At 73.1% G+C, this 10,803-nt stretch carries 9 protein-coding genes; 8 read left to right on the forward strand and 1 reads right to left on the reverse strand.

The window, feature by feature from the left end:
* Positions 1-33: 33 nt before the first annotated feature.
* Entirely contained in the window at positions 34-1,242 is a 1,209-nt protein-coding gene (locus ACIBG4_RS34910; protein ID WP_310708400.1) for a PspC domain-containing protein, read from the reverse strand.
* Positions 1,243-1,354: 112 nt separating this feature from the next.
* Here ACIBG4_RS34910 and ACIBG4_RS34915 point away from each other — a divergent pair, with 112 nt between their 5' ends.
* The 8 genes from ACIBG4_RS34915 to ACIBG4_RS34950 all read left to right on the forward strand — a co-directional run.
* Positions 1,355-2,911, forward strand: a complete 1,557-nt coding sequence (locus ACIBG4_RS34915) for a PspC domain-containing protein (protein ID WP_397205900.1) — start codon at positions 1,355-1,357, stop codon at positions 2,909-2,911.
* Positions 2,901-3,122 (forward strand): hypothetical protein, encoded by a 222-nt coding sequence (locus ACIBG4_RS34920; protein ID WP_310708402.1) that lies wholly within the window; start codon positions 2,901-2,903, stop codon positions 3,120-3,122. Before ACIBG4_RS34915 ends, ACIBG4_RS34920 begins: the two co-directional genes overlap by 11 nt.
* Positions 3,123-3,234: 112 nt before the next feature.
* Complete coding sequence (locus ACIBG4_RS34925) at positions 3,235-3,717, forward strand: 2Fe-2S iron-sulfur cluster-binding protein (RefSeq protein ID WP_310708403.1); 483 nt, start codon at positions 3,235-3,237, stop codon at positions 3,715-3,717.
* Positions 3,714-6,125, forward strand: a complete 2,412-nt coding sequence (locus ACIBG4_RS34930; RefSeq protein ID WP_397205903.1) for a xanthine dehydrogenase family protein molybdopterin-binding subunit — start codon at positions 3,714-3,716, stop codon at positions 6,123-6,125. Before ACIBG4_RS34925 ends, ACIBG4_RS34930 begins: the two co-directional genes overlap by 4 nt.
* The gene (locus tag ACIBG4_RS34935; protein ID WP_397205905.1) at positions 6,122-6,976 is read left to right on the forward strand and encodes an FAD binding domain-containing protein; all 855 of its coding nucleotides are present in this window, start codon (positions 6,122-6,124) and stop codon (positions 6,974-6,976) included. The genes ACIBG4_RS34930 and ACIBG4_RS34935 overlap by 4 nt, the downstream gene beginning before the upstream one ends.
* A 65-nt stretch (positions 6,977-7,041) precedes the next feature.
* Positions 7,042-7,734, forward strand: coding sequence for an SRPBCC family protein (locus ACIBG4_RS34940; RefSeq protein ID WP_397205907.1), 693 nt, complete (start codon positions 7,042-7,044; stop codon positions 7,732-7,734).
* Positions 7,735-7,822: 88 nt separating this feature from the next.
* A complete protein-coding gene (locus ACIBG4_RS34945) occupies positions 7,823-10,504 on the forward strand; it encodes a CDP-glycerol glycerophosphotransferase family protein (protein WP_397205909.1) in 2,682 nt (893 codons plus the stop codon).
* Positions 10,501-10,803 (forward strand): glycosyltransferase (locus ACIBG4_RS34950; protein WP_397205911.1); only part of this gene is annotated, 303 nt, incomplete at its 3' end. The genes ACIBG4_RS34945 and ACIBG4_RS34950, both read left to right, overlap by 4 nt.

Below are 10,803 nucleotides of genomic sequence, written 5' to 3' on the forward strand. Positions count from 1 at the left end.
ACCCTCAGTCAATTCCTCGCGAGCCAACCAGCTTCAGTCCTTCGCGACCTTCATCGTCAGCATCACTTCCGTCCCCTCATCGGGCTCGGTGCGCACCCTGGCGGACCCGCCATGGCGCTCCATCCTCCCGATGATGGACTCCCTGATGCCCATCCTGTCGAGGGGGATCGCGTCCAGATCGAACCCCTTACCGCGATCCTTCACGAAAATCGTGGCCTCGTCACCCTCGACTTCGGCGTACACGGAGATGGTAGAGCTTCCGGAGTACTTGGCCGCGTTGACCATCGCCTGCCGCGACGCCTTCAGCATGGCGGCGAGCCTGCCGCCCGCGTCGAGCTCCATGTCGCCGACGCAGACGACCTCGATGGCCACGCCGTGCGCGTCCTCCTCCTCGGCGGCGATCCGGCGGACGGCCGCGGCCAGCGTGGCGTCCGCGTCCTGCGCCGGCTGGTAGAGCCAGTTGCGCAGGTCGCGCTCCTGCGATCGGGCCAGGCGCACCACCTCGCGCTGGTCGTGCGCGACCCGCTGGATCAGCGTCAGCGTGTGCAGCACCGAGTCGTGGACCATCGCGGCCACCTCGGCCCGCTCCTCCTGGCGGATGCGCTCACGCCGTTCGAGCTGGAGCTCCTTCCACAGGCCCGCGAGCCACGGCGCGGCGATCACGGCGAGCCCGCCGACCACGACCCCGGTGAACAGCAGCCCCGGCCGCGCCTCGGCCAGCCTGCCCTCGACGGCCAGGAAGCCCACCGCGCCGACGACCACGAGCGCCACGCCGAGCAGCGTCCGCACCCGGTTGGCGCGAATGCTCTTGGTGGCCCCGCTCACCCAGCCCTTGCGCCGCTCCGGGTCCGCCTGCTGCCACAGGATGAGCGCGCCGATGCCGCCCACCGCGAACGGCAGCATGCCGATGCCGCCCTTGGACGCGCCGCTCAGCCAGCCGAACGCGAGCAGCGCCACACCGATCGCGCTGAACGCGGCGAGCTGGCTCCAGTCGCGGGCCGGCGGCGGCCCCTCGTACGGCTCGCGCGGCGCGATCATCCAGAGCACCGCGTAGGCCACTCCGCCGACCCCGCCCACCACGGTCAGCAGCACGAACGTCAGCCGGATCACGACCGGATCCAGCTTCAGCTGCGCGGCGAGCCCCTGCGCCACACCTCCGAGGAGGCGGCCCTCCATGGGCCGCGTCATCCGGCGGTAGGGCGCATCGCCACCGGGCTCGGCAAGAGTCTTCTGGTCAGCCATAACACCGTCATCGTCACACGGAGCGGGCGAAAGAGGCATCAGGGAACGACCCCCGGGTCCCGTCAGGGGTGTCCCGGATGCGGCGCGCCACGCGCCGGGCCACGATGGTGTCATGACAGAGGCACCGCCGAAGGCACCCGCCGCGCCTCCCCGCGAGCTGCGCCGCAGCTCCGAGGGACGTTTCCTGCTGGGCATCTGCGCCGGACTGGGACGGCAGACGGGGATCGACCCCGTGGTGTTCCGCGTGGCCTTCGTGGTGCTGCTGTTCGGCTCGGGCATCGGCATGTTCGTCTACATCGCGGCGTTCCTGCTCATGAAGGAGCCGAACGGCCGGCCGGGCTACATCGAGCAGTGGACCCGCCGTGACTTCGACGCCGACACCGTGATGGCGCTGCTGACGGCGGTGCTCGGGTTCGGCCTGGCGATCAACCTGACGACGGTCTGGCTCGACACCGGCACGCTGGTGGTGGGGCTGCTGCTCGCGATCTCGCTCCTCGCGGCGCACTCCAGGGGCGTGGACCTGCTCGCGCTGCTCCGCTCGATGCCGGAACGCCTCAAGCGCCGCCCGACGCCGGGCGCCTACCCGCCGCCGCCGGTCTACCCGCCCGCCCCGCCCGCCGCCCGCCCGTTCCCCACGGGCCCGCCCACGCAGGGCGTCCCCCGTACGTACGCCCAGGGAGCGGCACGCGCGTACACCCGGGAGACGCCCGCGCCGCAACCGGAGCCGGCGCAGGCCGCGGCCCATCAGGAGACGGCGCCCCCCGAGACGGCGGCGGCCCACGCCGACCAAGGTCCCACGGGCGGCACGAGTCCTTCGCCGTCAGGTGAGCCGTTCGCGCCGCGCGGCCCGTACCAGCCGCCGAGCGGACCCTTCGCCCCGCGCGGCCCGCACCAGGCGACGGGCCCGCGCCGGCCCGAGGGCGCCTACGAGCCACACCCCCCGTACCCGAGCGACCGGCCGTACCAGCCGCTGGACCCGCGCAGGCGCGCCGGCTACTCCCCCTACGACCCCGTCCTGTACGGCCGGCCCGTGCGGCGGCCCCCCAGGCCGCGGCGGCCCCCGTCGTTCATCGGCCCCATCACCTTGCTGCTGGCCTTCGTCATTGGAGGGATCACCGTGGCCGTCCAAGCCCGCTCGGGCACGGCAGTGAGCCCCGCCCTCGTCGGCGGCGCCGTGCTCGTCACGATCGGCGCCGGCCTGCTGGTCGCCGCCTGGTGGGGCCGCGGCGCCGGGCTGGTCGCCGTGGGCACGGGCGTGGCCGTCCTGCTGGCGTTCGGCCTGATGATGGGCGGCGTGCCGCGCAACGTCGGCGACTTCGTGTGGACGCCCCTCACGGTCGCGGAGACGAGCCACGGGTACGAGGTGGGGCTGGGCGACGGCAGGCTGGACCTGTCGGAGCTGAAGATGACGCCCGGCACGAGCGTGACCCTGAACGCGAGGGTCTCCATCGGCGAGCTCACCGTGATCGTGCCGCCGGAGGCACGCGTGGAGGTGCACGCGAGCAACAAGGTGGGCGACATCCAGATCGACCAGTCGATCAGAGGCGGCATGGACATCCGCTTCGACAAGGTGCTGGAGCCGGACACGACCCCCAAGGACGCGGTGTCCACCATCGTGCTCAACCTGCGGGGCGGCGTCGGGGACATGGAGGTGCGCCGTGCCGCGTGAGCGTGAGCCGGGCGAGGAGATGGAGCCCGCCCGCCGGACCCACCGTACGGACTGGATGGCGCTGCTCAGCGGCATGCTGTTCGTGGCGCTCGGCGTGCTGGTGCTGACGGGCTCGCTGAAGGATCCGCTGGCGCTGGTGGGGCTGGTCGTGGTGGGGCTGGGCTTCTCGGGCCTGGTCGCGGTGGTCGCCCGAGTGGTGCGGGGCCGCTGAGCGATCGCCTGGGGCGTACGGGTGGTGCGGGGTACAGAACCCTTGACCGGGAAAAACCCCGGCGTAATTTGGCAACTATCCAGTTATTCCCCCCTGCTTCGAGGGAGGACGTATGCCCCGCATCACCATCACCGTCGATGGGGTCAGGTACGAGGAGGACGTGGAGCCACGGCTCCTCCTCGTCCACCTCCTGCGAGAGCGGCTGGGTAAGACCGGCACCCCCATCGGCTGTGACACCAGCAACTGCGGCGCCTGCACCGTGACGCTGGACGGCAGGAGCGTGAAGAGCTGCTCCGTGCTCGCCGTCCAGGCCGACGGCTGCGACGTCGTCACGATCGAGGGACTCGGCTCGGCCGGGTCCATGCACCCGATGCAGCGGGCCTTCCACGAGGAGCACGCACTGCAGTGCGGCTACTGCACGCCGGGCATGGTCATGGCCGCGATCGACCTCCTCAGGGACGATCCCGACCCCTCGGAGGAGACCATCAGGCACGGCCTGGAGGGCAACCTGTGCCGGTGCACCGGCTACTGCACCATCGTGCGCGCGGTGCGGCGGGGCGCCCAGGAGATGGGGCAGGCGGTGAGGACGCCATGACCGAGCTGGACCCCGGCCTGGTCGGCGAGCAGATCGCGGAGAGCGGGCAGATCTCGGAGCCGGTCGGCGGCAGGGAGGTCGGCCGGGCCCGGCGGCGCAAGGAGGACGCCCGGCTGCTCACCGGGCACACCCGGTGGACCGACAACCTCCAGCAGCCTGGGATGGTGCAGGTCATGTTCCTGCGCAGCCCGATGGCGCACGCCAGGATCACCCGGGTGGACGTGTCGGGCGCGCGCGGGCTCCCCGGGGTGCTGGCCGCCTTCAGCGGCGAGGACTTCGCGGCCGAGCAGGGCAGCCTGCCGTGCGCGTGGCCGGTGAGCGAGGACATCGTGATCCCCGACCACCCGCCGATGGCGGTGTCGGAGGTGAGGTACGCCGGCGAGGCCGTCGCCTGCGTGGTGGCCGTCGACCGCTACCGGGCGGCGGACGCGCTGGAGGCGATCGAGATCGACTACGAGCCGCTGCCTGCCGTCATGGACATGCGCGACGCGCTCTCCCCGGACAGCCCGAAGGTGCACGAGAGCGGCAACAAGGCGTTCAGCGCCAGGATCACCTCGGGTGACGTGGAGGCGGCGTTCCGGGACGCCCCGGTGCTCATCGACCGGACGTACGTCCAGCAGCGGCTGATCCCGAGCGCGATGGAGCCCCGCGCGGTGCTCGCGAGCACCGACGGCGACACGTTCACGCTCTGGTCGTCCACGCAGATCCCGCACGTGCTGCGGGTCATGCTGGCGGTCACGACCGGCATCCCCGAGCACCGGCTGCGGGTCATCGCGCCGGACGTGGGCGGCGGGTTCGGCTCGAAGCTCCAGGTCACCGCCGAGGAGGTGCTGTGCCTGCTGCTGACCCGCCGGCTCGGCCGGCCGGTCAAGTGGAGCGAGTCGCGCTCCGAGGGCAACCTGACCGTCCATCACGGCCGTGACCAGATCCAGCACGTCCGGCTGGCGGCCGAGGCCGACGGTCGCATCAGGGGGCTCCGGGTGGAGCTGCTGGCCGACATGGGCGCCTACCTCATGCTGGTCACCCCAGGGGTGCCGATGCTGGGCGCGTCGATGTTCAACGGGATCTACAAGATGGACGCCTACGAGTTCACCTGCACGGGCGTCTTCACCACGAAGATGCCGACCGACGCCTACCGGGGCGCGGGCCGTCCGGAGGCCACGTACGCCATCGAGCGCGTCATGGACGAGCTGGCCGCCGAGCTGGGCATCGACCCGCTGGAGGCGCGGCGGCGCAACTGGATCAGGCACGACGAGTTCCCGTACACCACGGTCTCCGGGCTGACCTACGACTCGGGCAACTACGAGGCGGCCACGGAGCGGGCGATGGCGCTGTTCGGCTACGACAAGCTGCGGGCCGAGCAGGCGGACCGGCGCGACCGCGGCGACCCGGTGCAGCTCGGCATCGGCGTCAGCACCTACACCGAGATGTGCGGCCTGGCGCCGTCGCGCATGCTCGGCATGGCCAACTACGGCGCCGGCGGCTGGGAGCACGGCTCGGTGCGCATGCTGCCCACCGGCAAGGTGGAGGTCGTCACCGGCACCTCGCCACACGGGCAGGGGCACGTGACGTCGTGGAGCCAGATCGTGGCCGACGCGCTCGGCGTGCCGTTCGAGGACATCACGGTGCTGCACGGCGACACGGCCGTCGCGCACAAGGGCATGGACACCTACGGCTCGCGCTCGCTGGTCGTCGGCGGCATGGCGGTGCTCCGGGCGTGCGAGAAGGTCAAGGACAAGGCCCGCCGGCTGGCCGCGCACCTGCTGGAGTGCTCGCCGGACGACCTGGAGTTCGAGGCCGGGGCGTTCAGGGTGCGGGGCACCGGGGCGAGCCGAACCATCCAGGAGCTGGCGTTCGCCGCGTTCACGGCGCACGACCTGCCCGAGGGTGTGGAGGCGCGGCTCGACTCCGACGCGACGTTCGACCCGGACAACTACTCCTTCCCGCACGGCACCCACCTGTGCGCGGTCGAGGTGGACACCGAGACCGGCATGGTGAAGATCCGGTCATACGTGGCGGTGGACGACGTCGGCAAGGTCGTCAACCCGCTGATCGTCGAGGGCCAGATCCACGGCGGCATCGCGCAGGGCGTCGCGCAGGCGCTGTTCGAGGAGGCGGTGTACGACGCGGAGGGCAACCTGCTGACCACGACCATGGCCGACTATCTGCTGCCGTCGGCCGCCGACCTGCCGTCCTTCACGACGGACCGCACCGAGACGCCCGCCACGGGCAACCCACTCGGCGTCAAGGGCGTGGGCGAGGCCGGCACCATCGCCTCCACGCCGGCCGTGGTCAACGCGGTCGTGGACGCGCTGCGCCCGCGCGGGATCGACGACATACGCATGCCCTGCACGCCGGAGCGCGTCTGGCGGGCGGTGCGGGGGTCCCGGGAAGGAGCACGGTCATGATCCCTGCGCAGTTCGACTACGTGCGCGCCGGCTCGCTGGAGGAGGCGTGCCGGGCGCTCGCCGCCGACGAGGACGCCAAGGTGCTGGCGGGCGGGCAGTCGCTGCTGCCGCTGCTGCGCTTGCGGCTGTCGTACCCGACGACGCTGGTCGACGTCGGCCGGCTGCCCGAGTTGTCGGGCGTCGAGGACCGCGGCGACCACGTCCACATCGGCGCGATGACCACGCACGACGAGGTGATGCGCTCGCCCGTGGTGGGCGCGGCCTGCCCGCTGGTGGCGATGGCCACCGCGACGGTGGCCGACCCCGCCGTGCGGCACCGCGGCACCTTCGGCGGCTCGCTGGCGCACTGCGACCCGGCCGGTGACCTGCCGGCCGTGGTGCTGGCGCTGGACGGGGTGTTCGTGGCCCGGTCGGAGCGGGGCGAGCGGGACATCCCGGCCGCGGAGTTCTTCGTGGACTACCTGGAGTCGTCGCTGCGTCCGGGCGAGATCCTGGCCGGGGTGCGGATCCCGAAGCTCGGCGAGGGCTGGGGCTACCACTACGAGAAGTTCCACCGGACCGCGCAGGCGTGGGCGATCGTCGGCGTGGCCGCGGCCGTCAAACGCTCCGACGGGGCGATCCAGGAGGCCCGGATCGGCCTGACGAACATGGGCTCGACGCCGGTCCGGGCGCACGCGGCCGAGGAGGCGCTGCGGGGCGTGGAGCTCGGCGACCGGGTACGGGCGGCGTGCGAGGCCGCGGCGGAGGGCACCTCGCCTCCGGCCGACCTGCACGCGCAGCCGGACTACCGCAGGCACCTGGCCAAGGTGCTGACCCACCGCGCGGTCGGCAAGGCCGCCGGGGTGCCCTGACGCGGGCGGGCGTCCCTTCCGGGGCGCCCCTTTCGGACGTAGTGTCGATGGTGAGGAGCGATCCGATGGCGATGCGGTTCGAGCACGAGTTCACCGTCCCGGTCCCGGTCGAGCAGGCGTGGGCGGTGCTGCTCGACGTCGAGCGCGTGGCGCCGTGCCTTCCCGGGGCGTCGCTCGACGCGGTCGAGGGTGACGAGTTCACCGGCAGGATGAAGGTCAAGGTGGGGCCCATCACCGTGACCTACCGCGGCTCGGCCCGGTTCGAGGACGTGGACAAGGACTCCCACACGCTCACGATGCAGGCGTCGGGCAAGGAAGCGCGCGGGCCCGGCACGGCCTCGGCCACGGTGCGGGCCCGGCTGACCCCGGCCGCGGCCGGCACGACGGCCGTGGCGGTGGAGACGTCGTTCCACGTGACCGGGCGTCCCGCGCAGTTCGGGCGCGGGGTCATGACGGAGGTGGGTGGGCGGCTGATCGACCGGTTCGCGGGCAACCTGGCCGACCTGCTGGCCGAGCCCTCCCACGAGCCGCCCGCCGCACCGGCCGCGCAGGCGCCGGCCCCGCAGGCGCCGGCCGAGGAGGCGGTGGGCAAGCAGACTGTGGCCGAGGAGACGGTGGGCGAGAAGCCGCCGGCCGAGGAGGCCCTGGACCTGCTGGAGCTCGCCGGCGCCCCGCTGCTGAAGCGGCTCGCGCCCGTCGCGGGCGTCCTGCTGGCGCTGGCGTTCGCGGCCTGGCTGATCAGGCGGCTAATGCGATAAATACCGCAAAATCACCCTAAAACGGGACAAGGTGCACTGAAGTTCGGGAATCCCCTCCCCACGTGACGCACTCGCGGGGGGAGCCGGCATGCCGGACTGCACGGTCGTCGTGATCACCTACAACGACGCGGCCCGCCTGCCCAGGGCCGTGCGATCGGTCCTCGGCCAGACGCTGCGCGACCTCGAAGTGATCGTCGTGGACGACGCGAGCACGGACGCCACCCCCGACGTGGCCGCGGACCTCGTACGGGCCGACTCCCGCGTGCGCCACCTGCGCCGGGGGCTGAACAGCGGCGGCTGCGGCGCGCCCCGCAACGACGGGCTCGACGCCGCGGCCTCGCCGTACGTCATGTTCCTCGACAGCGACGACGAGCTGCCCCGGCACGCCTGCAAGAGCCTGCTCACCGAGATCGAGCGCACCGGCGCGGACTTCGTCTCCGGCCAGATCTCCCGCCTGTACGAGTGGAACGGCCGGTCGGAGCCCTACTACCCCGAGCTGTTCGCCCGGCGGAGGGTCGTGGAGGGCATCCGCGAGGAGCCCCGGCTCTTCCTCGACTCGTTCACCACCAACAAGCTCTACCGGATGTCGTTCCTGGACGAGCACCGGCTGCGCTTCCCCGAGGACATCCACTACGAGGACCACGTCTTCGCCACCGAGGCGTACGCCGTCTCCCGCCGCTTCGCCGTCGTCCCGTGGCCGGTCTACCTCTGGCACCGGGTGCGCGGCGGGTCCTCCATCTCGCTCCGCATCGAGGCGATGGAGAACGTGCGCCACCGGCTCGTCGCCGCCTGGCGCAGCGACGACGTGCTGCGCCGGCACGGCCTGGACGACCTGGTGCCGGACCGGCAGGAGCGGTTCCTGCGCCAGGACCTGCGTGTCTACCTCAACCCGCTGCCCCGGCGCGACCGGGTGTGGGCCAAGGAGTTCGCCGCGCTCGTCCGCCCGTACCTGGAGCGGATTCCGGCCGAGGTGGCCGACCGGCTCGACCCCATGATCCGGGTGTGCTGCCAGCTGATCCTGACGGACCGGATCGACGACCTGCTGGTGGCCGCCGCCTCGCTGACCGGCGACCACGCCCCGCCGCGCGCCGCGGTCCGGGCCGGCGGGCGCACGTTCTGGGGCACCACGGTCTCCCCCGGCATGGACATCACCTCGCTGCGGCTGGCCGAGCTGCCCTTCAGCGCCAGCCGGCTGCGGCACGAGGTGACGGAGCTGTCCGCCGACGGCGAGCGGGTCCGCATGACCGTGCGCACGTACGACCCGTTCGGCGCGCTGCCGCCGGAGTGGCGGGCGCGCCTGCGGCTCGGCGGCGAGAGCGTCCCCATCCGGCCGCTGCCGTCCGGCGAGGGCGGCTACACCACCGAGGTGGCCTTCACGGTGCGGCGGGGCTGCGAGCCGAGGATCGCCTTCACCAGCGTCGCGACCGGCCACACCACCTCCGACCGGCTCATGCTCCACCCCGGCGCGGAGCCCGTCGAGCTGCCCCGGGTACGGCTCGAACCGTCCGGCCACGCGGCGTACCTGCGGGTCCACGAGCGTCCGAGCCTTCGCTCGCTGCCGCGCCGGCTCGCCCGCAGAGTGATCAGGTTCGCCGGCCGGCCGCGCCACAAGCTGCTCGCCTACCGGGTGCTGATCAGCGTCCTGCGCCCGCGCCGGGACCTGGCGCTGTTCGAGTCGGACGTCGGCAAGGGCTGCACCGGCAGCCCGCGCGCCGTCCACGACGAGATGAGGCGGCGCGGCCTGCCCGTCGAGACCGTGTGGTCGGTGGCCCGGGGCCGTGGCGACGTACCCGCCGGGGCCCGCTCGGTGCGCCGCGGGAGCTGGCGCTATGTCTGGACGCTGGCCCGCGCCGGGATCTGGGTGGACAGCCACGGCTTCCCCCTCGACTACCCGAAGCCGCGCGGGACCCGTTACCTGCAGACCTGGCACGGCCAGGGCATCAAGTCGATCGGCTTCGACGCGCCCGACCTGCGCGCCGACTTCGACCGGCCGCGCGAGGTGTGGCGCGCCGCCGTCGCCCGCTGGGACGCGCTCGTCTCGCCCAGCGAGGAGTTCTCGCGGCTGTTCGCCGGCGCCAACGGCTACACCGGCCCCATCCTCAGGTACGGCACGCCGCGCTGCGACGCGCTGGTCCACGGGGTGTCCGGGACCGACGTCCGCGCCCGGCTGGAGATCCCGCCGGATCGCAAAATCCTGCTGTACGCGCCCACCTACCGCGACAGCGCCAAGGGCGAAGGCGCGTCGGTCCGGGCCGACCTGGAGCTGATGGCCGAGGAGCTGGCCGGCGAGTGGGTCGTGGTGCTGCGCACCCACCCGGTCGAGCGGTACACGGTGCCCGGGCACCTGCGGCACTTCGTCCGGCCGGCCGGGACGTACCCCGAGGTCAACGACCTGATGCTGGCCTCCGACGCGCTGCTGACGGACTACTCCTCGGTGATGTGCGACTACGCGATCACCGGCAGGCCGATGCTGTTCCTCATCGACGACTGGGACGACTACCGGCTGCGTGAGCGCGGCGTCTACCACGACCTGCCGGCGATCGCCCCGGGCCCGTGCGTGCGGACGACCGGGGAGCTCATCGACCGGCTGCGCGACCTGCCCGCCGTCCACGCCTCCTACGCGCACCGGTACGCGGCCTTCCGCGCCCTGTGGTGCGCCGAGGAGCGCGGCGACGCCTCGGCGCGGGTCGTGACGGCCTTCTTCGGCGACTCCCCCATGGAAGGGAAGCACGTGGAAGGGAAGCACGTGAGAGGGAAGAGGGCCGCGTGAACGTCGTCTTCGCGTGCCTGGACGCCGACACGCTGGGCGGGATCCAGCGGGTCACGCACACCCTCGCGCAGGGCCTGGCCGAGCGCGGCCACGCGGTCCGGGTGGTCGGGCTGCACCGCTCCACCGCCCCGTTCCGGTACGTGGCCGAGCCGCGCTACCGGCGGCACGTGGTCGGCCGCGCCCCCCCCCGCCGGGCGGGGCGGAACGCGCCGGGGCGGGCCCCCCCCCCCCAGGCCCCGCGGCGGCGAGCCCCCCCACCCGGGGGGCGCGGGCGGACCAAGCCGAGCCCGGGGGCCCCG

Origin of the sequence: Nonomuraea sp. NPDC050383, assembly GCF_044459125.1 — a bacterium.
In the GTDB taxonomy this organism is placed as follows: domain Bacteria; phylum Actinomycetota; class Actinomycetes; order Streptosporangiales; family Streptosporangiaceae; genus Nonomuraea.

Bases quoted from the DNA above. Each gene is read 5' to 3' on its own strand.
- ACIBG4_RS34910 (WP_310708400.1), bottom strand. From the start codon at position 1,242: ATGGCTGACCAGAAGACTCTTGCCGAGCCCGGTGGCGATGCGCCCTAC.
- ACIBG4_RS34915 (WP_397205900.1), top strand. From the start codon at position 1,355: ATGACAGAGGCACCGCCGAAGGCACCCGCCGCGCCTCCCCGCGAGCTG.
- ACIBG4_RS34925 (WP_310708403.1), top strand. From the start codon at position 3,235: ATGCCCCGCATCACCATCACCGTCGATGGGGTCAGGTACGAGGAGGAC.
- ACIBG4_RS34930 (WP_397205903.1), top strand. From the start codon at position 3,714: ATGACCGAGCTGGACCCCGGCCTGGTCGGCGAGCAGATCGCGGAGAGC.
- ACIBG4_RS34935 (WP_397205905.1), top strand. From the start codon at position 6,122: ATGATCCCTGCGCAGTTCGACTACGTGCGCGCCGGCTCGCTGGAGGAG.
- ACIBG4_RS34940 (WP_397205907.1), top strand. From the start codon at position 7,042: ATGGCGATGCGGTTCGAGCACGAGTTCACCGTCCCGGTCCCGGTCGAG.
- ACIBG4_RS34945 (WP_397205909.1), top strand. From the start codon at position 7,823: ATGCCGGACTGCACGGTCGTCGTGATCACCTACAACGACGCGGCCCGC.